The sequence below is a fragment of the Rosenbergiella nectarea genome, assembly GCF_900111105.1.
Taxonomy (GTDB): domain Bacteria; phylum Pseudomonadota; class Gammaproteobacteria; order Enterobacterales; family Enterobacteriaceae; genus Rosenbergiella; species Rosenbergiella nectarea.
Window position 1 is genome coordinate 43,080 of sequence record NZ_FOGC01000001.1, and the last position, 21,048, is coordinate 64,127.

Sequence of the window (21,048 nt, forward strand, 5' to 3'; positions counted from 1 at the left end):
CATTATTAATTAGGGGTGGCAGGTGCGACCTGCTGTCCCACACGGTTCGCGATAACAAATGCGAGGAAGCTCGCGATTAACGCCGGAACGATGGGGTGTAAGCCTACAAGGCGTATTGAAAAACTGGCGAGAAGGCTATAAAGCACGGCACCGACCAACATGCCACTTATTGCACCATAGGCGTTCGCATTTCGCCAGTAAAGTCCTAGCACCAACGGCCATAAGAATACGGCTTCTAACGCACCGAAGGCGAGTAAGTTTAGCCAAATAATCATTTGTGGTGGATGCCACGCCGCAAGGATCACCGCAACGCCCAACACGAAAGTAAAGCTAACGGAGAGGCGACGCAGATGCTTCTCTTGCGTTGCCGCAGCCGGGCGTAGCCGTAAATAAAGATCTTTTACCAGCGTTGCCGAGGCTTGCAAGAGATGAGCATTGATGTTCGACATCATGGCTGCCATCGGCGCGGCGAGAAAGATACCTGCGGCAAAAGGCGGTAATACTTTCATCATCAGTGTGGGGATGACTTGATCGGGAACGGTGAGATTAGGCAGAATAGCTCGACCTAACGCGCCGGAGAGATGCATCCCGAGCATTAAGACGGTCAATAGTGCAGTCCCTAACAAGATACCGCGATGTAGGGAGCGGCTATCTTTATAGGAGATGGAACGTATCGCTGTGTTGGGTAAGCCGAGCACACCGAAGCAGACCAGTACCGTAAAGGAAATAACCAGGCTAGGTGTAATGATATGCCCCGCACCGCGTAATTCGATCAGCTGTGGATTAATCTGTTTCAGTTGATGAACGGCTTGTGCCGTGCCCCCTGCCGCATGAATGACGGCATAAAGCAGCAGAAAAGTCCCGACCAACATCACCACACCTTGCAACACATCATTGAGAACGCTCGCTCTAAAGCCGCCCAGTGAGGTGTATAACGCGATGATTACCCCAAAGATCAATAATCCTTGGGTATAGGGAATGCCGACAACGGTTTCCAGTAACCGTGCCCCGCCGATAAACTGTACCGTCATGACTGCGATAAATGCGACGAGCAAGGTGATGCTGGCTATCCACACGACCCACTGGCTACGGTAATGGGCGTACAACATATCGTTCAATGTGATCGCTTGATAACGTCGGGCGAGGATGGCAAATTTTTTCCCCAAAACCCCCAGAGAAAGCCATACTGTCGGCACTTGCGCCATCGCAATCATCACCCAGCCTAAGCCATATTGATAGGCGGCACCCGGGCCACCGATAAATGAACTGGCACTGATATAAGCGGTGGTGAGTGTCATGGCAAGCAGAAAGCCGCTCATCGTTCGTCCCCCTAGGAAATATTCCGTGAGGAAAGGACCTTTAGCGCGTTTCTGCTGCACCATGGCCACGATTGAGATCATGACGACCAGTAATAGATAGATAATGAGTGGAATGAGCACATGCGTGTTCATTGCGTTAGTCCTCTAAGGGGAGGTCTGCAAAGAGATATCGAACCATCATCCAGCAGAGGAAAATAAATAGGGCAGGAGCGAACAAACATGACCATTCAAACCAGCGGGGGAAGCCAAACAGACCTAACTCCTGACCGCCGGTATAAGCGGTTGTGATCCAGACTACGACCCAACCTATGCTGAGTAACAGAGACCAGCGTGCTTCTTTATGTGCTTGTATAAAACGAGGATCCATCTTTGCCCTCACGGTAGACCAAAGAAAAAGGCCGGTCAGACCGGCCTTAATAAAAGGTTGCTAGGCAATTACTTCTCTTGCAGACCGAGTTTCTTCTCTAAATAGTGGATGTTAGTACCACCTTTTTCGAAGTTCTCATCGTTCATAATGCGAAGTTGCAGATCAACGTTGGTTTTAATCCCGTCGATGATCAACTCTGCCAGGGCATTCTTCATCCGCGCAATCGCAACCGCACGAGTTTCTCCATAAGTGATCAGTTTACCGATCATGGAGTCATAGTGAGGGGGAACGGTATAGCCAGAATAGATATGCGATTCCCAGCGAATGCCAAAGCCACCCGGAGAGTGGAAACGGGTAATTTTACCGGGGCTTGGTAAAAAGGTATTAGCGTCTTCAGCATTGATACGACATTCAATGGCATGGCCCACTACTTCAACATCTTCTTGCTTAATACTTAAAGGTAACCCTGCGGCAATGCGCAGTTGTTCTTTGATCAGATCGACACCGGTGATCATTTCGGTCACTGGGTGTTCTACCTGAATACGGGTATTCATTTCGATGAAATAGAACTCGCCGTTTTCAAAAAGAAACTCAAAGGTTCCTGCACCGCGATAGTTAATATCGATACACGCTTTCGCACAGCGATCGCCGATAAACTTACGGAGTTCTGGCGTGATCCCTGGTGCTGGCGCTTCCTCGACCACTTTTTGGTGGCGACGCTGCATTGAACAGTCACGTTCTGCAAGGTAGATGGCTTGGCCTTGGCCATCAGCAAGAACTTGGATCTCGATATGACGTGGATTTTCGAGATATTTTTCCATATAGACCATATCGTTATTGAAGGCCGCTTTGGCTTCAGCACGGGTCATTTTAATGGAAGTTTCCAGATCTTTGTCGCTACGCACCACGCGCATACCGCGACCGCCGCCGCCGCCGGAGGCTTTGACGATAATCGGGTAACCGATACGGTTAGCAATTTGACGGTTTTTATCCATATCATCGCCCAGTGATCCATCGGATCCCGGTACGCAAGGAACACCGGTTTTTTTCATGGCATTGATCGCGGACACTTTGTCGCCCATCAGGCGAATCGTCTCAGCTTTTGGACCAATAAACACGAATCCTGAACGTTCTACTTGTTCAGCAAAATCGGCGTTCTCAGATAAAAATCCATAGCCAGGGTGAATCGCATCTGCACCCGTGATCTCAGCAGCGGAGATCAGTGCAGGGATATTCAGATAGCTTTTAACTGATGGGGCTGGACCAATACAGACAGTCTCGTCAGCCATCAGCACGTGCTTTAGCTCGCGGTCAGCGGTGGAGTGAACCGCCACCGTTTTGATACCGAGCTCTTTACATGCACGTAAAATACGCAGTGCAATTTCACCGCGGTTTGCGATAACAATTTTTTCCAGCATAGGGACCTCGTTATTCGATGATGACCATTGGCTCGTCGAATTCCACCGGTTGACCGCTCTCGATGAGGATCGCTTTTACCACACCGGCTTTATCCGCTTCGATTTGGTTCATCATCTTCATCGCTTCAACGATGCAGAGGGTGTCGCCAACGTTAACTTTTTGGCCAACTTCGATGTAAGGCTTAGCATCTGGGCTTGGTGTACGGTAGAACGTCCCGACCATCGGTGAGCGAACAGTGTGACCGGTCACTTCTGGTGCCGCAGCAACTGGCGCTGCAGCCGCTTCGGTTGCTGCTGGCGCGACCGCAGCAGCCAAGGCTGGTGCATGTTGCATCGGTGCAGCATAGGCGTGTTGCATCATCGGATAACCGGTATTTGCCGGAGAACGGCTAATACGTACTGACTCTTCACCTTCTGAAATTTCTAGCTCAGCAATGCCTGATTCTTCAACCAGTTCGATTAATTTTTTAATCTTACGAATATCCATGGTGGGTTCCGTACTCTATATTAATTTGAATTTAACAGGCGTTTTACCGCTGTATGTAAAGCCCAACGATATCCGTCAGCCCCGAGGCCGCAGATCACGCCGGATGATATATCTGAAAGATATGAATGGTGGCGGAAAGGTTCACGCGCATGCACATTAGAGAGGTGCACTTCGATAAAAGGAACGCTGACCGCTAAAAACGCATCACGTATTGCTACACTGGTGTGCGTAAAGGCTGCAGGATTGATGATGATATAATCCACGTTGCCTCGGGCAAGATGGATTTGATCGATCAACGCAGATTCCGCATTCGATTGGTAATGACTTAATTGCACATTCAAATCCTGGGCCTGAATCTGCAGTGATGACACGATATCGTCCAACGTGTCATGACCATATTTTTCTGGCTCCCGGGTCCCCAATAAGTTAAGGTTTGGACCGTTCAAGAGCAAAATGTGAAATTTATTAGCCATCTTGCGGGTATCTCCTGCAATAGTTAAGCACTGCGTAAAATACTCTGCCCGAATCTATTTGTCACTCGTTACGCCAAAAAAAAGCCGAATTTAACGTCATTTAGTGATTGAGTCGTGCAGTTTTGGCGATTTTAGCCCCTAAAGCCGCTAAGGATTGAGGATATATTGGTGGGAGATTTCCAATTAATTGTCACTTAATCGCGCTTCACCGTAAAGAATGTTCCGAAAGATTCTGCCTAGAAAAACTTCAATTGAATGAAAGCTAGTGTTTAGTGTCAATATTATGTTGAATAATTACGCTAAAAGTTGAGCAAATATCACCAAATAAGGGTAGAATGCCCCAGCGTTTGTCCATAGCAAAGCGTTGTTGAATTTCTCTACTATGAAGGCGGACGAAGAAATGAAGGTTAAGTGTTAGATTTTGTTTCTCGATACGTTTTTGCAGATTCTAAATATTTGGGTAACGAATTGTTTTTAAAGGTATTTGTTCAATCATTAATGGTTAACGAGTACTGAATGTCAATTAACTTAAAATTTTCACCGAAGCGCCAGATTTTGCGCCTTGTCGCTGCTTCGAGTGGTTGGTAGAGTAGGTGGATTTTATTTTCGCCCCCAGCTTGCAGGATTACCCCCTAGTATGTTTAAAAAATTTCGTGGCATGTTTTCTAATGACCTGTCCATTGACCTGGGTACAGCCAATACCCTGATTTATGTAAAAGGGCAAGGCATCGTTCTGAATGAGCCTTCCGTTGTAGCTATTCGCCAAGATCGCGCGGGCTCGCCAAAAAGCGTTGCAGCGGTGGGGCATGGGGCTAAGCAAATGCTTGGTCGTACGCCTAGTAACATCGCGGCAATTCGTCCAATGAAAGACGGTGTGATCGCAGACTTCTTCGTTACAGAGAAAATGCTTCAGCACTTTATCAAGCAAGTTCACAGCAACAGCTTCATGCGTCCAAGCCCTCGCGTATTGGTTTGTGTGCCAGTAGGCGCGACCCAAGTTGAACGTAAGGCGATTCGTGAATCGGCATTGGGCGCAGGTGCGCGCGAGGTGTTTCTGATCGAAGAACCTATGGCCGCAGCAATTGGTGCAGGTTTACCTGTTTCCGAGGCAACAGGCTCTATGGTTGTGGATATTGGTGGCGGTACGACAGAAGTTGCCGTGATCTCACTTAACGGTGTGGTGTACTCTGCCTCAGTACGCGTAGGCGGTGACCGCTTTGATGAAGCGATTATCAACTATGTACGTCGTAATTACGGCGCGTTAATCGGTGAAGCGACCGCCGAGCGGATTAAACACGAAATCGGATCGGCTTACCCGGGTGATGAAGTGTTAGAAATTGAAGTGCGTGGGCGCAACCTTGCTGAAGGTGTCCCGCGTGGCTTTACCCTGAACTCGAATGAAATCCTCGAAGCGCTACAAGAACCGCTAACGGGTATTGTGAGCGCGGTCATGGTCGCTTTAGAGCAGTGCCCACCTGAGCTCGCATCAGATATTTCAGAGCGTGGTATGGTCCTGACAGGTGGCGGTGCATTATTACGTAACCTTGACCGTTTATTGATTGAAGAAACCGGTATCCCTGTCGTCATTGCTGAAGATCCCCTGACATGCGTTGCGCGTGGGGGAGGTAAAGCACTTGAGATGATTGATATTCACGGCGGCGATCTCTTTAGCGAAGAGTAGCGGTTTGTTCGCTGAATAAGGGATCTTGCACTACGCTTATTTCAGCAGAATTACCTTTCCGGCCTTGGGGAGTGCATAGAAACGCGCTCCCCTGTTTTTTGTGAAAAACACGCAGGATTTTATGAAGCCGATTTTTAGTAGAGGCTCTTCTCTGCAGGTACGCTTAGTATTAGCTGTATTGGCGGCTATTGCAGTGATCATAACCGATAGTCATGTGAGTTCCTTTCGAGGGATACGCGACTACCTCGACACCTCAGTCAGCCCGTTTTACTTTATGGCTGATGGCCCTCGTCGTTTCCTCGACAGTACAGCAGATGCTCTCACCTCCCGTCAGACCCTTGAACAAGAAAACCAAGTGCTTCAGCGAGAGTTGCGACTAAAAAATAGTCAATTGCTGCTATTGGGCCAATATCGTCAAGAGAATGTACGCCTAAGGGAACTTCTGGGTTCTCCACTTCGTCAAGACGAACATAAAATGGTGACTCAAGTGATTTCGGAAGCCACCGATCCTTATAGTCATCAAGTGGTGATCGACAAAGGTTCGCGCAGTGGCGTGTATGAAGGTCAGCCAGTGATCAGCGATAAAGGCGTGGTTGGACAGGTGATAGCGGTCGCCCAATTCTCCAGCCGCGTATTACTGATCTGTGATGGTTCACATGCTCTACCCGTTCAAGTACTGCGAAATGATCTGCGGGCCATTGCAACGGGTAATGGCTGTACCGAGAATCTACAACTTGAGCACCTGACTGGGAATGCCGATGTGAAAGTTGGGGATGTGTTAGTCACGTCCGGTTTAGGTGGACGCTTCCCTGAGGGGTATCCTGTTGGTGTAGTCTCTTCTGTCACGCCGGATATGAAGCGTGCGACAACAGTGATTGAAGTACGGCCTGCGGCGGACTTGCAACGTTTACGCTATCTATTATTATTGTGGAACAATGATAGTAAATCCGGCGTATCGGCAACCCCTCAAGAGGTGAACCAAGTGGCGAACGAGCGTTTACAGCAGATGATGCCGCAAATACCGACCCCAGTTGGGACATCGCCTGCGGCAACGCCTCCTACGTCAACGGCCCCTTCGGCTAGTGGAACAACGCCTGCAGCGACTGTTCCATCGGCCACGGGACAACCTCTTCCGTCTGGAGGGCGTCCTTGAGTCGCTATCGTAGCCAAGGGGGTTGGGTCATCTGGCTTTCATTTGTCATTGCCTTAGTTTTACAAGTGATGCCGTGGCCGGAACAGTATTACATGTTTCGGCCGTCATGGATGTTACTGCTGCTCTTATACTGGATTTTGGCATTACCCCATCGCGTGAATATCGGCACAGGTTTCTTCATTGGCACAGTGATGGACTTAGTTTATGGGTCAACCCTAGGAATTCGGGCCTTAACGTTCAGCATTATCGCTTACCTGATTGTTTACCGTTTTCAGCTATTTCGCAATTTGGCGCTATGGCAACAAGCTGGTGTTGTTGTGCTGTTCTCGCTGGTCAGTGACGTCATGGTTTTCTGGGTACAGTTTATGGTGACCGATATCACCTTCCGTCCAGAAATTTTTATGGGTGCATTGGTCGATGGATTATTGTGGCCTTGGCTATTTTTATTGATGCGTAAGATACGTTATCAATTCTCGATTCAGTAAGGCTGTTTATGTCCCCCATTTATCTTGCTTCTGCTTCGCCTCGTCGTGCCGAGCTGTTAACACAATTAGGCGTACCCTTTACTCGCTTAGCCACTGAGGTTGTCGAGCAACAAAAACCGAATGAGTCACCGCTCGACTACGTGACAAGGCTATCGCAAGATAAAGCCTTGGCAGGAGTAAAGATTGCCCCAGATAACCGACCCGTGCTGGGTGCAGATACGATTGTTGTTATCGGTGATCTTGTGCTCGAAAAACCGTTATCACCCAGGCATGCCTTTGAGATACTGACCCAACTATCAGGCCGTTCTCACCAAGTGATCACTGCCGTTACCCTCGCGGATTCACTCAGAATAACAACGCGAAGTGTACAGACGACGGTGACTTTTTGTCATTTGTCGCCCGAGCGAATTAGCCAATACATCGAGACTCAGGAACCCATGGATAAAGCGGGGGCTTATGGTATCCAAGGGCTGGGTGGAAATTTTGTCCGTGAGATTCAGGGCAGTTATTCTGCAGTGGTCGGATTACCGCTGGTGGAAACCTTTGAACTACTGACTGACTTTCAATCCTAGTCATAAGGAGTGTTAATGACTGCTGAGCTGCTCATCAATGTTACGCCTTCTGAAACACGTGTTGCTTACCTTGATAACGGGATTTTGCAAGAAATTCATATTGAGCGAGAAGCGAAAAGAGGGATCGTCGGAAATATCTACAAAGGTCGCGTGAGCCGTGTACTGCCTGGAATGCAAGCGGCCTTTGTCGATATTGGCTTAGATAAATCTGCGTTTCTTCATGCTTCCGATATCGTGCCACATACTGAATGTGTGGCGGGAGAAGAGCAGAAGAAATTTCATGTTAAAAATATTTCTGAATTAGTTCGGCCAGGCCAAGATTTGATGGTACAAGTGGTTAAAGATCCTCTAGGAACCAAAGGGGCTAGGCTGACGACAGATATCACGCTGCCTTCCCGCTATCTGGTTTTTATGCCTGGGGCATCCCATGTAGGGGTTTCACAACGTATTGAGAGTGAGTCGGAACGTGCGCGCCTCAAGCAGGCGGTTCATCAATATTGTGATGAACAAGGTGGATTTATTATCCGTACCGCAGCAGAAGGGATCAGTGATACTGAGCTGGCGCGAGATGCCGCATTTCTAAAGCGTCTGTGGGCTAAGGTATGCAAGCGTAAGAAGCGAAATCAGACACGGATCAAGCTTTATGGTGAGATTGCGTTAGCGGCGCGAGTATTGCGCGATTTCGTTGAGGCCCCTCTCGATCATATTCGTGTCGATTCTAAAGCCACCTATGAAAAGTTGTTAGAATTTACCGCCGAATATGTGCCTGAACTGACCGAAAAACTTGAGCACTATAGCGGTAAGCAGTCTATTTTCGATCTGTTTGATGTCGAGAACGAAATTCACCGAGCTATGGAACGAAAAGTAGCGTTGAAGTCTGGCGGCTATCTTATTATCGACCAGACAGAGGCCATGACTACGGTCGATATTAATACTGGGGCGTTTGTAGGGCATCGTAATTTGGAAGAAACGATTTTCAACACGAATATTGAAGCCACACAAGTCATTGCCCGACAACTTCGATTGCGGAATTTAGGCGGCATTATCATCATCGATTTTATTGATATGAGTAATGAAGAGCATCGTCGCCGAGTGTTGCAAACGTTAGAAATCGCGATGAGTAAGGATAGAGTCAAAAGCAGTATCAACGGTTTCTCATCATTAGGGCTGGTGGAGATGACGCGTAAGCGTACCCGCGAAAGCCTGGAACATATTTTGTGTGGCAAATGCCCGACCTGCCAAGGACGCGGCAGTGTCAAAACCGCCGATACGGTTTGCTATGAGATCATGCGCGAGATTGTGCGTGTACATCACAGTTACGATTCGGACAGCTATTTAGTCTATGCGTCGCCGATAGTCTGCGAGGCGTTGAAGAATGAAGAAGCCCACGCTTTGGCGGAAGTCGAAATATTTTTAGGTAAACAGGTCAAAGTACAAGTCGAACCCCTCTATACTCAAGAGCAGTTTGATGTAGTACTCATGTAATTGCAGTCGATGGATCGTGGAGTGAGGGGACAGTGAGTAGGCTATCGCAATGGACATTACGGATAATTACCGCGCTGATTGTAATTGCTGCACTTTTTGTGACGGCCTTACGCTTAGCTATGCCTTACATGGACCCTTATCGTTCACAACTGCTCAGTGCGGCTTCTGCCGCAACAGGTATTCACTTCTCAGCCGATAAACTCCAAGGTGAGTGGAAGAGTTTTGGCCCCACACTCAATGTCGATAATTTTTCTGCTGAGTTAGCCGATGGCGGTAAATTACAGATAAAGAGAGTCACACTAGCCTTAGATATCTGGCAGTCACTGCTTCATGCTAACTTGCAATTTCGTGACCTGACCTTCTGGCAGCTCCATTTCTTTGTGCAGCAGTTCCCAGAAAAAGGGTCCTCACCGCATAACGGTTACGACAGTAATAAAGTGAAGAATCTCTTTTTGCAGCGCTTCGACCATTTTATTCTTCGCGAAAGTACGATCGATTTCCCTTCTCCTTCAGGACAGCGTGTGACGCTGAATATCCCAACATTGACCTGGTTTAATGAGGGGAAATTACACCGAGCAGAAGGTTTAGTGAACCTGAGCAGCTTTACCGGCCAACATGGTACCGCTCAATTACGGGTCAACTTGCAGGATAAACAGCAGTTACTGGATAAAGGCACTATCTGGATCAAAGTGGATGATATTGACGCCAAACCTTGGTTAGGCAATTGGGTCAATAAGAATACCAACTTAAAAAAAGCCCACCTTAGTTTGATGGTTTGGCTGAACATGGCAGAGGGGTCGCTATCCTCTGGCGAGGTGATCATTAATCGTGGTGATGCTGAGTGGCAAGAAGCCAATCAAGCAGCTCATCAGTTAACGCTGACGCAGCTGTCGGCTAAGTTATCACGCGTCGGTAAAGGTTTTGTATTAACGCTTCCCGATACGGGGATCACTATCGACAATACGCGCTGGCCACGAGGCAGCTTAGCCCTAAATTGGCAAGCTGACAGTAAACAGCCTTGGTTGCCGGCAGAAAATTCAGCGATCCGCGTTCGTGCAGCCAATATCGAACTCGCACGGCTTACCCCGCTGGTGCCCTTGCTCTCTCCCTTACAGTCTACTTATGCCAAATTTTGGCAGCAGGCCAATCCCCAAGGGCGTGTTACCCGCCTTGCTGCCGATATCCCCCTACAAGATATGAAGCAGACCCGTATTGCTGCGCAGTGGCAGCAGTTGAGTTGGCAAGCCTTTCAGAAGCTGCCTGCGGTCATCGGATTTTCTGGCTCGTTGACCGGGGGGATGGCACAAGGTGAATCAGTACTCGAATTAGGCCCACAAACCTTAGCGTCTCAGGGGCAATTGCAGGCTCCCCTCGAACTTAACCATTTTGCCGGTATTTTTTCGTGGAAGCGGGATAATGATAATCTTGCCCTTTCAGGACAGGATATCGACGTCAGCGCGAAATCTGTCGCCGCTAAGGGTGATTTTTCCTATCAACAGTCGGAACACCGTCCGCCAAATCTACAGATTCTAGCGGGGATTAACGCAACAGATGGCGCCGATGCTTGGCGCTATTTCCCCATAAAAATCATGCCGAAAGGCTTAGTGCATTATCTGAGTACCGCAATTCAAGGCGGCAAGGCAAAGGATGCTACTTTGGTCTTCGCGGGGAATCCTCATCAGTTTCCGTTTACTCATAACGAAGGGACATTCCAAGTCACCGTGCCGTTGAAACAAGCGAAATTTGCTTTTCAGCCTGGATGGCCTGCGTTGTCGCCTCTCGATATTGATCTTAACTTTGTCAATAACGGACTATGGATGAAGGCCGATGCAATCCGTTTAGGGAATGTTCCCGTCACACAGGTAACGGCCGATATCCCCGATTATCATAAAGAACAACTGCTAATAGAGGGTGATATTCGGGGGCAAGGGGACGATATTCACCGTTATATGAAACAGACGCCTTTAGCGAAGAGTGTTGGCAGTGCATTAGACCAACTTAAGGTTGATGGGGAAGTATACGGGCATTTAGGGTTAACGATTCCTTTGGATGGCAAAGAAGTCATCGCGAAGGGGGATGTTAACTTAAAAAATAATCAATTAACCATTGTGCCACTGCAAACGCAAATGAAAGGCGTGACGGGTCGGTTTACTTACAATAATGGGCGCTTGCAGAGTACCCCGATATCGGCCCGATGGTTTGGGCAGCCGATCAAGGTGAATTTCTCTACGGAAGAACAAGCACAACAGTTTGCGATTGATGTTCAGGCCAGTGGAGATTGGGCTTTAGAGAAAATTAATGCCTTCCCAAAAACGTTGCATCAGCAGTTAATCGGGCGGTTACCTTGGCATAGCCAAGTTGCGATAGCACTTCCTCACCAGGGTGGGGCCACTTATCGGGTTAAGGTGGTCAGTGACGCAACACAGGTCAGCGGTAAACTGCCCGATGCATTAGGCGTCCAAAATAAACCTTTTCCACTCTCTGTTGATGCCACAGGTAATTTATCAACACTGCAAGTGTCGGGCGTGATTGATAACCAGCAACGGTTTACCACGCAGTGGAAGCTGTCACCTAAATTGGCGCTCGAAAAAGGACAGTGGACCAGTCAGGCCGATGAGCATCCATCATTACCCATGCAGTCGATGATGGATATTCGGTTACCGGCCCTCGAGGGTGATAAGCTGATGGCGACATTACAGAATCTCCCTTCGGCCACGTCAAGCTCAGCGAAAAAAACGGCGCAGCATCCCCCGGCAGCACAAGATTGGCGAACGGCGATTCCCGTTGAGCTGCCTACAACACTGCAGGTAACAACCCCAGCGTTAACCCTTTATGGGCAGCAATGGCGTAACCTCAGCCTTAAGGGTCAACAGTTGCTATCACAACCCCTTCTATCGCTGAACAGTGATGAGGCGAGAGGTAACCTCCAGATTAGGCCGGGGCAGCCTTGGCTGCTTAATATGGATTACCTCTATTATAATCCACAGTTCTCCGCTAGCCGCACGGGACAACAGGTTGCAGAATCGATACAAGATAATCATATTGATTTCAGCCAATGGCCAAAACTGGATGCGACCTGTTCCTCCTGTTGGTTTGCGGGGCAGAACTTTGGCCAAATTAAGGGTAAATTTAGCGTTAACCAGCAAACCCTAACCCTACGCGAGGGGACGGTCGACACGGGGCGTAGTCGATTATCCGTGATGGGTGAGTGGAGTAATGTTCCTGGACAAGAACGCACGGCCCTTAAAGGTCACTTACGTACCGATAACGTTGAGGATGCCGCCCATTGGTTTGGTGTCGAGGTTCCCGTGAGTGATACCCCGCTGCATCTTGGTTACGATTTGCATTGGAAAGATGTTCCTTGGCGGCCCTCTATTAAGACGTTGAGCGGATTACTGACACTGAATGCAGGTAAGGGGTCGTTCCGCCATATAGAGACTGGCACGGCTGGGCAAGTATTACGTTTACTAAGCCTCGATGCGCTACTACGCAAAGTCAGTTTGGATTTTAGAGGCACATTAGATAGCGGCTTCTATTATGACAGCATTACAGGAACAGCTTGGTTGGATAAGGGGATTTTACATACTGAAAATCTCAATATTGATGGATTAGAAGCGGATATTGGTATGCGTGGGGAGGTGAATTTCACTAACCGTCAGTTCGATCTCTTAGCAACGGTTGCGCCTGAAATTTCAGTGCCGGTTGGCGTTGCGGCGGCCTTCGCAATCAATCCTATTGTGGGCGCTTCAGTCGTTGTGGCAAGTAAAGTATTGTCCCCGATCTGGAGTAAAATATCCTTATTACGTTACAGTATCACTGGACCCATAGACAAACCGGACGTCAAAGAAGTCCTGCGTAAGTAAAGAATGAAAAAAGCCATAATGAGTAATTACCTCGATGGCGCAAATTAAAAGTGAGAACTTATGAAACTGAACCTGGTTAGCGAGCATTTACTAACTCAAAATACAATTACGCACGATGATCTTTCACGCGTACTCAGCCAGCTTTCAGAGCGCCATTTGGACTACGGTGATCTCTATTTTCAGTCCAGCATGCATGAATCGTGGGGACTTGAAGATAACATTATTAAAGAAGGGTCTTGGCATATTGACCAAGGCGTAGGGATCCGTGCCGTTAGCGGCGAGAAGACCGGTTTTGCTTACGCGGACCAACTGACGTTAAAGGCCCTTGAGCAAAGTGCCGGCGCCGCACGCAGTATCGTTCAAGAGCAAGGTGATGGCAAAGTACGGACCTTAGCTGCGGTTGAACACAAGGCGTTATATGCTGCGATTAACCCATTAGACAGCTTAACTCGTGAAGATAAAATCGCCCTGTTACACCGAGTAAACCGCGTTGCGCGTGATGCAGACCCACGAGTTCAAGAGGTAAGCGCTCACTTATCTGGCGTTTACGAAGAAGTCCTGATCGCCGCGACAGACGGTACGTTTGCAGCAGATATTCGGCCCCTAGTACGCTTATCGATTAGCGTACAGGTTGAGGATCAAGGGAAGCGCGAACATGGTTCATGTGGCGGGGGTGGACGGACGGGCTATGAGTTCTTCTTACTTGATGAACAGGGCGAGACGCGCTGTGACGGCTGGGCGAAGGAAGCGGTAAGGATGGCATTGGTCAATCTTTCTGCTGTCGCAGCGCCGGCAGGTACGCTGCCAGTGGTTCTCGGTGCTGGCTGGCCGGGTGTGTTACTCCACGAAGCCGTAGGTCATGGTTTAGAAGGGGATTTTAACCGTCGTGGTACGTCGATGTTCAGCGGCCAAATGGGGCAGTCGGTAGCGTCAGAACTGTGTACCGTCGTGGATGATGGTACCTTGGATGGCTTACGTGGCTCGATCGCTATCGATGACGAAGGGGTTCCCGGCCAATACAATGTACTGATTGAAAAGGGCATCTTGAAAGGCTTCATTCAAGATAAACTGAATGCGCGCCTGATGGGGCTTCCACCGACCGGGAATGGTCGTCGAGAGTCTTATGCGCATCTTCCTATGCCAAGAATGACCAATACCTATATGTTAGCGGGTAAATCGACTCCGCAAGAGATTATTGAAAGTGTCGACTACGGTATTTACGCGCCTAATTTTGGTGGCGGTCAAGTCGATATTACATCGGGCAAATTCGTATTCTCGACGTCAGAAGCGTACCTAATCGAAAAAGGGAAGATAACCTCTCCAGTTAAAGGGGCTACCTTGATTGGTTCAGGGATTGAAGCGATGCAGCAAATCTCGATGGTCGGTAACGATCTTGCTCTTGATAAAGGCGTTGGCGTCTGTGGTAAAGAGGGACAAAGTGTCCCAGTCGGCGTCGGCCAACCGACCTTGAAACTCGACCGTTTGACGGTGGGTGGCACGGCCTAAGCAATTTAAAAGGTAGCCTAAAGCTACCTTTTACTTAAAAAGAGTTCGTAGCGCGTTTCCATTTCTTTAAAATAGTCAGCGAGTAAAGATAAGCAGATTTGGACTTTTAGCGGTAATTTGTCTTTTTCTGTGTACAGCGCATGGACAGGACGTGGCTTCGAACTGTAGTCGGGCAGTAATATACTGATGTTCCCCTGTTTAACCTCATCCATTATCCACATCATCGGCATATAAGCGATGCCGGCTCCTGATTTAAGCCAATGCACCAAGGTTTGTGGATCATTGGTGGCGAAACGCCCGCGGAGAGAAAGATGAATCTGTTCGCCATCTGGAGCGGTGAGCTCCATCTCATTATAAGGCGACAAGGTGTACTCTAGCCAGCACAGTGATGCCAGCTCACTATGATGGGTGGGGAGCGATACTTGGCTGAGATACTCTTTACTGGCGCAAATCACCATCGGCATCGCGCCGATCTGACGAGAGAAAAGCGTAGAATTTTCTAGGTGTCCGGTTCTTAGTACCAGATCCAGTCCATGAGTAATCAAATCGGGGGTAGGGTTATCGGTGATCAGATCGATCTCCAGCCCAGGGTAATCGGCTAATAATTTCATCGCGATAGGCGCGAGAACATTTTGTGCCATCGTGGTACTCGAGCCAATACGTAATGTGCCCACTGGCGTATTGTTAAACTCAAAGAGCTGCTCGTGAACGCGGGTGGCCTCGTTAAGCATTCGTTGACAACCCAAGTAATAAATTTTTCCCGCTTCGGTCATGCCGATACGCCGCGTACTGCGATTGAGTAGCTTAATATTCAGCTCATCTTCTAATCGGGAAATGGTCTGTGAGATTGAAGAAACGCTGACCTGCATTTGCTGTGCAACGGCGGTAAATGAGCCTTGTTCAACAACTTTGGCAAACACAGCCATTCGTTTTAATCGTTCCATTATTAACTCTGAGTTAAAAGTGATTTAGTTCACAAAATATAGAAAATGATCGCAAAGACACGTTACTATAGCGCTATAAATAGGAGTTTATTTCTCTATTCTCGCATCGTCGTCTCTATCTTTAGTGATTTTTTGGTTCGGTCCCCGAGGGGCAATGGTACAGTTTACGTTACCTTTTAACCAAGTAAGTCGCCATTATGGATCTTAAAGCTTTCCAGTAACCCATGCCGAGTGGCTCGCTGGCTAATGTGTTAAAGGATTTTACATGAGTGTGCATCCAGTTTTGGTGATATTTGGGCTCTCATTTCCACCCATTTTTGTTGAGCTTATCTTATCTCTCATTGTGTTTTGGCTAGTGAAAAAAGTGCTTACACCAACGGGTATCTACGATCTGGTTTGGCACCCCGCATTGGTTAATACCGCCCTTTACTGCTGTGTGTTTTATCTCGTTTCGAGTTTAATAGTCTGAGGTTTCAGTGAAAACGTTAATAAAAAAAGTGGCCCGCTACGCGATTACCTTTGTGCTAGTGATTATTGCCATTGTGATTGTTTTTCGTACATGGGTGTATTACACCGAATCCCCTTGGACACGTGACGCAAAATTTTCCGCTGATGTGGTCGCTATTGCGCCCGACGTTACGGGTCTGATCACACAAGTGAATGTTCATGATAACCAGTATGTTAAGCAAGGCGAGATACTGTTTGAAATCGACCGACCGCGCTTTAAAGAAGCCTTAGATGAAGCACAAGCCGACGTCGATTACTACCAAGCGGTCGTCGCCGAAAAACGACGTGAAGCGGCACGGCGTAATCAACTGAGTACCGTGGCGTTATCACGCGAAGCCGTTGAGCAAGCGAATAATGATCTGCAAACCAGTGAACATCAGCTAGCGAAAGCTACTGCAGCACGGGATCTCGCTCAGCTCGACCTGGTGCGTGCAACGGTTAAAGCCCCTGCCGATGGCTGGGTCACTAACTTAAATGTTTATGGTGGCGAATTTATTAACCGTGGTTCAGTTGCGGTAGCATTAGTGAAAGATCACACCTTCTATGTCACGGCCTATCTTGAAGAGACGAAGCTTCATGCGGTACGCCGGGGCCTACGTGCAGAAATTACCCCACTGGGAAGTAATTTAACACTGCGGGGTACGGTGGAAAGTGTCGCCGCTGGCGTCACCAATAGTAGTAGCAGTAATGATAGTAAAGGGATGGCTAATATTGATTCTAACTTGGAATGGGTCCGTCTAGCACAGCGTGTACCGGTCCGCATCCATCTTGATGAACAAGTCGGTAATCGTTTTCCAGCAGGAACGACGGCAACAGTGATCATTACAGGCGAAAAAGATCGTCAAGATCGTGAACCTTCTCCTTTGGAAAAGTTGACTAATCGACTTCGCGAATTTGGATAATCTGGAGGCGGTATGATTCAGTTCTTACGCTTCCCAGTTAAATTAACCTTTGCTGTTCTATTAGCGATGTTGCTGGGGTTCTATTTTAATTTAGAAACCCCACGTTGGGCGGTAATGACCGCCGGTATTGTTGCCGGTGGGCAAGCGTTTGCTGCCGGGGGGGATCCTTATTCCGGCGCACTACGTTACCGTGGATTATTACGTATAATCGGTACCTTCTTAGGCTGTATCGCGGCGTTGGCAATCGTGATGACGACGATTAGAGCGCCGATGATTATGCTGTTTCTTAGCTGTCTCTGGGCAGGCTTTTGTGTATGGATCTCGTCGCTGGTCAAAGTGGATAACTCGTACGCTTTTGGCTTGGCTGGCTATACCGCGTTAATTATCATTATTTCTTCGAACGCTTCAGGTTCCATGGAGCTAATGCCTCGGTTAGCGGTTGAACGCTGTAGCGAGATTTTTATCGGCATTATCTGTGCGATTTTAGCAGACACCTTTTTCTCTCCGCGTTCTATCAAACGGGTGATCGACCAAGAAGTTGACCAACTGCTGTTAGCGCAATATCAACTCCTACAATTGTGTGTGGGGCTAGGCGAGAAAGAAGACGTTGATAAAGCTTGGAGTAGCTTGGTGGCACGCAGTAGCGCCTTTAGCGGAATGCGTAGCCAGTTAAAAATGGAATCGTCGCATTGGCAAAATAGTAGCCGTCGGCTAAAAATGCTAAACACCCTCTCCTTAACGATGATTACCCATTCCACGGAAACCTATTTAAATCTTCAGGCGCACCCTGAATATCTTTCCAGTGCTTTTGTAGAAGTGATCGAGCAGAAAGTTGAGACGATTGGCGACTTGCGGACTAAAGTCCGTGAGTTACGTAAGCTTTTCAATGAGTATCCGGCGGAGTCCGTTCCTTTAGCGCTCTCGACCTGGGTGAGTGCCGCATCGGAATACCTCTTATTATCGAAAGGGATCCGTAGTAACGTTAAAATCAATGGTACTGAAGAGGCCATCCTTCGCCGCGAGGTCATCGTGGCACCAAAGTCAGCAGAAACCCATCATGCGATGATTAACGGTATTCGTACCTTCGTTGCAACGTTTTCTGGGGTGTTATTCTGGCTCTACTCCGGCTGGAACGCGGGAAGTGGTTGTATGATTATGTTGGCAGTGGTTACTGCGTTAGCGATGCGAATTCCCAACCCCTTGATGATGGCAAAAGATTTCCTCTACGGGATGACCGCAGCGTTCCCCATTGGTTTACTATATTACGCTTATTTAATGCCCAATACTCAACAGAGTATTTTCTTACTCTGTCTCATCATCGGTGCCTTAGCTTTTGTTGCGGGTGTGCTGATCCAGCGTCGCCAAGTTGGAGCATTGGGGGGATTCATTGGTACTCTGAATGTTATTGTGTTGAGTAACCCTATTACCTTTCCGATTGAGTCCTTTTTGGAAAACGCTTTGGGCCAAGTGATTGGGTGTTTCTTATCCTTGATGGTGATACTACTGATTAGGGATAAATCAAAAGCGAAGACGGGACGAAAAATACTTAACCGTTTGATGTATGCCGCCGTTGCGTCATTGACGACCAATCCTTCTCGTCGTAGAGAAAACCATCTGCCAGCACTCTATCAACAGCTGTTTATGTTGCTCAATATGTTTCCAGGGGATCTGAATAAATACCGATTAGCGCTAACACTGATTATTAGCCAGCAGCGGCTGCGCAGCTTCGCGATACCACCTAATCCCGTATTATCTCATTTCCATCAGCAACTCAGGTTAACGGGCGATGAGGTGATAGCCGCGCACAGTGTCGAAAAGAAAGAGTATTACTATACAAGGTTGCTCAAAGAGTTAACGGATTACGAACAATTACTGAGTGAGTATCAGGCTTCTATTTCTATGCAAGAGTCGGTTCGCCGCTTAACGGATATTTTAACCCGTTACCAATCCACGATGATCAACATCTAACCCAACAACTGGCAGTCGCCTAAGGTTGTCTGCCAGTTTCGCAACTCCCACACAGGTTAAAGCTCTTGTTCGAAAAGAGTCAGTACCACGGTATGGAGTTTTTTCACGGTAAAGCCGCGGGAAGGCGTAATAAAAATCGTATCATCACCGGCAATCGTCCCTAGGATCCCCTCTGACTTACCTAACGAATCTAATAAACGAGCAATCAGCTGCGCGGCCCCCGGGCTGGTACGAATGACGACTAATGCGTCATTGTAGTCAATATCTGTCACTAAGTTTTTCAGTGGGCTGCTAGTGGTCGGAACGCCTAATTCAGCGGGTAAGCAGTAAACCATTTCCATCTTGGCATTACGGGTTCTTACCGCACCAAATTTCGTCAGCATACGTGACACTTTCGATTGGTTGATATTCTGAAAACCATCTTCTTGCAGGGCATGAACAATTTCACTTTGAGAGCTAAATTTTTCTTCTTTAAGAAGCGCCTTAAAGGCTCGTACCAGATCATCTTGTTTAGAAGGGGTTCGCATAAAAAACCTTTGAAATAGGGGAAGTGAGATTATTATGCATCTTGCTGCATTTTTATTCAATAATCTCTGTGCAGTGAAAAATAGCTTATAGAGAATTAATCTTAATAAATGATAATACCTACGGATTATATTCTCTCTATAAATAAAAATAGGGTTGAATACTACAGTGACCGATCGCTTTACATGTGAAAGCACGGTAGCCGTTCAAATCAGCGCCCTCAGTAAACCGACTGATTATTCATAAAACGCGCGATGACTGAGGGCGATAATTAATTACTATCCTGAGGAAACTCTTGAATCGTCACGGGCAGGATTTTTTTCTGACCTTGTCTAAGGATTTGTACGTCAATAACGGAACCGGGGCGAATTTCTGCTACTTGGTCCATGGTCTCCTGTGCGGAAACGGCGGGCTTGTTATTCACACTCAGCAGAAGATCATTCGGCTTAATTCCCGCTAACTCGGCCGGACCTGTCACTTTGGTAACAATAATGCCTTGTAATTTTTCATAGCTATTCCCTTGTTCATGCATCGGGGGAATTTCACGACCAGTAATCCCGATAAAGCCGCGGATAACCCGACCATCACGAATAAGTTTATTCATGATCTTAATCGCTAGCGGGGTTGGGATGGCAAAACCAATTCCTTCAGGTGTTTCACCATCATTGCTCTTATCGAAGGTAAGTGTATTGATTCCCATCAGTTCACCCAATGAGTTTATCAATGCTCCCCCCGAGTTACCTTGGTTAATCGAGGCATCGGTTTGCAGGAAGTTTTGGCGTCCGGAAGAACTCAGGCCAACACGGCCTGTGGCGCTAATGATCCCTTGGGTTACGGTCTGTCCGAGATTATAGGGATTACCTATCGCCATGACGACATCACCAATATGCGGATTACGTTCGTCATTAATCGGGATAATGGGCAAGCTCGGCGCAGAGATTTTAAGTACAGCGAGATCGGTCATCGCATCAGAACCGACTAAAGTTGCTTCGTAAAAACGTCCATCTTGTAAAGCCACGATAATCTGATCGGCATTACTGATAACGTGGCGATTCGTCAGAATATAGCCACGTTGGTTCATTATCACTCCCGACCCTAAGGTAGTGAAGTCTCTTTTACCTTGCGTCTGTGAATTGCGGTTGTAGACATTGACCACCGCTGGAGCGGCTCGACGCACTCCTTGGCTGAAACTGAACACAGATTCTTGGGTATTAGCAGGTGCCTCGTTATTCGAAAATAGTGCGCCACCGTTACGCATAAAATGCATACCGAGAAGTAGAATTATGGCGACAACAAGGCCGATAAGCGCTGAACGAAGTAATTTAAATAACATGCTAATTTAGTTGCCAAGGGAGAGGTTGCTGCAGAATACCATGAGAAGGATAGGTACGCA

The 21,048-nt window shown here is 47.8% G+C and carries 18 protein-coding genes; 10 read left to right on the forward strand and 8 right to left on the reverse strand.

Annotation, left to right across the window (positions count from 1 at the left end):
* Positions 1 to 5: 5 nt before the first annotated feature.
* From panF to aroQ, 5 genes are all read right to left on the reverse strand, one after another.
* Entirely contained in the window at positions 6 to 1,451 is a 1,446-nt protein-coding gene (panF, locus tag BMX14_RS00240; RefSeq protein WP_092671063.1) for a sodium/pantothenate symporter, read from the reverse strand.
* A 4-nt stretch (positions 1,452 to 1,455) separates the two neighbouring features.
* A complete protein-coding gene (locus tag BMX14_RS00245) occupies positions 1,456 to 1,686 on the reverse strand; it encodes a DUF997 family protein (RefSeq protein WP_092671066.1) in 231 nt (76 codons plus the stop codon).
* A gap of 68 nt (positions 1,687 to 1,754) precedes the next feature.
* Positions 1,755 to 3,104 (reverse strand): acetyl-CoA carboxylase biotin carboxylase subunit, encoded by a 1,350-nt coding sequence (gene accC / locus BMX14_RS00250; protein ID WP_092671069.1) that lies wholly within the window; start codon positions 3,102 to 3,104, stop codon positions 1,755 to 1,757.
* 10 nt (positions 3,105 to 3,114) lie between these two features.
* Positions 3,115 to 3,591, reverse strand: a complete 477-nt coding sequence (accB, locus tag BMX14_RS00255; protein WP_092671072.1) for an acetyl-CoA carboxylase biotin carboxyl carrier protein — start codon at positions 3,589 to 3,591, stop codon at positions 3,115 to 3,117.
* A gap of 20 nt (positions 3,592 to 3,611) precedes the next feature.
* Positions 3,612 to 4,064, reverse strand: a complete 453-nt coding sequence (aroQ, locus tag BMX14_RS00260) for a type II 3-dehydroquinate dehydratase (RefSeq protein WP_048912819.1) — start codon at positions 4,062 to 4,064, stop codon at positions 3,612 to 3,614.
* A 637-nt stretch (positions 4,065 to 4,701) separates the two neighbouring features.
* Between aroQ and mreB the strand changes: the two genes are divergently transcribed.
* From mreB to tldD, 7 genes are all read left to right on the forward strand, one after another.
* The gene (mreB, locus tag BMX14_RS00265; protein WP_071433528.1) at positions 4,702 to 5,745 is read left to right on the forward strand and encodes a rod shape-determining protein MreB; all 1,044 of its coding nucleotides are present in this window, start codon (positions 4,702 to 4,704) and stop codon (positions 5,743 to 5,745) included.
* A 121-nt stretch (positions 5,746 to 5,866) separates the two neighbouring features.
* Complete coding sequence (mreC, locus tag BMX14_RS00270; protein ID WP_092671075.1) at positions 5,867 to 6,898, forward strand: rod shape-determining protein MreC; 1,032 nt, start codon at positions 5,867 to 5,869, stop codon at positions 6,896 to 6,898.
* Positions 6,895 to 7,383 carry a rod shape-determining protein MreD gene (gene mreD / locus BMX14_RS00275; RefSeq protein ID WP_092671077.1) on the forward strand — a complete coding sequence of 163 codons (489 nt, stop codon included), beginning with the start codon at positions 6,895 to 6,897 and terminating at the stop codon, positions 7,381 to 7,383. The genes mreC and mreD overlap by 4 nt, the downstream gene beginning before the upstream one ends.
* A gap of 8 nt (positions 7,384 to 7,391) precedes the next feature.
* On the forward strand, positions 7,392 to 7,955 hold the full coding sequence (locus BMX14_RS00280) for a Maf family protein (protein ID WP_092671080.1): 564 nt from the start codon (positions 7,392 to 7,394) through the stop codon (positions 7,953 to 7,955).
* A 15-nt stretch (positions 7,956 to 7,970) separates the two neighbouring features.
* The gene (gene rng, locus BMX14_RS00285; protein WP_092671083.1) at positions 7,971 to 9,440 is read left to right on the forward strand and encodes a ribonuclease G; all 1,470 of its coding nucleotides are present in this window, start codon (positions 7,971 to 7,973) and stop codon (positions 9,438 to 9,440) included.
* A 32-nt stretch (positions 9,441 to 9,472) separates the two neighbouring features.
* Entirely contained in the window at positions 9,473 to 13,303 is a 3,831-nt protein-coding gene (gene yhdP, locus BMX14_RS00290; protein ID WP_177173060.1) for an AsmA2 domain-containing protein YhdP, read from the forward strand.
* 60 nt (positions 13,304 to 13,363) lie between these two features.
* Positions 13,364 to 14,809 (forward strand): metalloprotease TldD, encoded by a 1,446-nt coding sequence (gene tldD / locus BMX14_RS00295; RefSeq protein WP_092671089.1) that lies wholly within the window; start codon positions 13,364 to 13,366, stop codon positions 14,807 to 14,809.
* Between the two features lie 23 nt (positions 14,810 to 14,832).
* On the opposite strand, the gene aaeR is transcribed toward tldD, so the two are convergent.
* A complete protein-coding gene (gene aaeR / locus BMX14_RS00300) occupies positions 14,833 to 15,753 on the reverse strand; it encodes an HTH-type transcriptional activator AaeR (protein ID WP_092671092.1) in 921 nt (306 codons plus the stop codon).
* A 265-nt stretch (positions 15,754 to 16,018) separates the two neighbouring features.
* Between aaeR and aaeX the strand changes: the two genes are divergently transcribed.
* The 3 genes from aaeX to aaeB are packed head-to-tail and all read left to right on the forward strand — an operon-like array spanning position 16,019 to position 19,130.
* On the forward strand, positions 16,019 to 16,222 hold the full coding sequence (aaeX, locus tag BMX14_RS00305; protein WP_048912810.1) for a p-hydroxybenzoic acid efflux pump operon protein AaeX: 204 nt from the start codon (positions 16,019 to 16,021) through the stop codon (positions 16,220 to 16,222).
* 7 nt (positions 16,223 to 16,229) lie between these two features.
* Positions 16,230 to 17,162 carry a p-hydroxybenzoic acid efflux pump subunit AaeA gene (gene aaeA / locus BMX14_RS00310; RefSeq protein ID WP_092671095.1) on the forward strand — a complete coding sequence of 311 codons (933 nt, stop codon included), beginning with the start codon at positions 16,230 to 16,232 and terminating at the stop codon, positions 17,160 to 17,162.
* A gap of 12 nt (positions 17,163 to 17,174) precedes the next feature.
* Entirely contained in the window at positions 17,175 to 19,130 is a 1,956-nt protein-coding gene (gene aaeB / locus BMX14_RS00315; protein ID WP_092671098.1) for a p-hydroxybenzoic acid efflux pump subunit AaeB, read from the forward strand.
* 56 nt (positions 19,131 to 19,186) lie between these two features.
* Here aaeB and argR read toward each other — a convergent pair whose 3' ends face one another.
* Together argR and degS are read right to left on the reverse strand one after the other, a co-directional pair.
* On the reverse strand, positions 19,187 to 19,657 hold the full coding sequence (gene argR, locus BMX14_RS00320) for a transcriptional regulator ArgR (RefSeq protein ID WP_092671101.1): 471 nt from the start codon (positions 19,655 to 19,657) through the stop codon (positions 19,187 to 19,189).
* Between the two features lie 269 nt (positions 19,658 to 19,926).
* Positions 19,927 to 20,988: an outer membrane-stress sensor serine endopeptidase DegS gene (gene degS, locus BMX14_RS00325; RefSeq protein WP_092671104.1), complete on the reverse strand. Its 1,062-nt coding sequence runs from the start codon at positions 20,986 to 20,988 to the stop codon at positions 19,927 to 19,929.
* Positions 20,989 to 21,048 lie beyond the last annotated feature (60 nt).

Bases quoted from the DNA above. Each gene is read 5' to 3' on its own strand.
- panF (WP_092671063.1), bottom strand. From the start codon at position 1,451: ATGAACACGCATGTGCTCATTCCACTCATTATCTATCTATTACTGGTC.
- BMX14_RS00245 (WP_092671066.1), bottom strand. From the start codon at position 1,686: ATGGATCCTCGTTTTATACAAGCACATAAAGAAGCACGCTGGTCTCTG.
- accC (WP_092671069.1), bottom strand. From the start codon at position 3,104: ATGCTGGAAAAAATTGTTATCGCAAACCGCGGTGAAATTGCACTGCGT.
- accB (WP_092671072.1), bottom strand. From the start codon at position 3,591: ATGGATATTCGTAAGATTAAAAAATTAATCGAACTGGTTGAAGAATCA.
- aroQ (WP_048912819.1), bottom strand. From the start codon at position 4,064: ATGGCTAATAAATTTCACATTTTGCTCTTGAACGGTCCAAACCTTAAC.
- mreB (WP_071433528.1), top strand. From the start codon at position 4,702: ATGTTTAAAAAATTTCGTGGCATGTTTTCTAATGACCTGTCCATTGAC.
- mreC (WP_092671075.1), top strand. From the start codon at position 5,867: ATGAAGCCGATTTTTAGTAGAGGCTCTTCTCTGCAGGTACGCTTAGTA.
- BMX14_RS00280 (WP_092671080.1), top strand. From the start codon at position 7,392: ATGTCCCCCATTTATCTTGCTTCTGCTTCGCCTCGTCGTGCCGAGCTG.
- rng (WP_092671083.1), top strand. From the start codon at position 7,971: ATGACTGCTGAGCTGCTCATCAATGTTACGCCTTCTGAAACACGTGTT.
- tldD (WP_092671089.1), top strand. From the start codon at position 13,364: ATGAAACTGAACCTGGTTAGCGAGCATTTACTAACTCAAAATACAATT.
- aaeR (WP_092671092.1), bottom strand. From the start codon at position 15,753: ATGGAACGATTAAAACGAATGGCTGTGTTTGCCAAAGTTGTTGAACAA.
- aaeX (WP_048912810.1), top strand. From the start codon at position 16,019: ATGAGTGTGCATCCAGTTTTGGTGATATTTGGGCTCTCATTTCCACCC.
- aaeB (WP_092671098.1), top strand. From the start codon at position 17,175: ATGATTCAGTTCTTACGCTTCCCAGTTAAATTAACCTTTGCTGTTCTA.
- argR (WP_092671101.1), bottom strand. From the start codon at position 19,657: ATGCGAACCCCTTCTAAACAAGATGATCTGGTACGAGCCTTTAAGGCG.
- degS (WP_092671104.1), bottom strand. From the start codon at position 20,988: ATGTTATTTAAATTACTTCGTTCAGCGCTTATCGGCCTTGTTGTCGCC.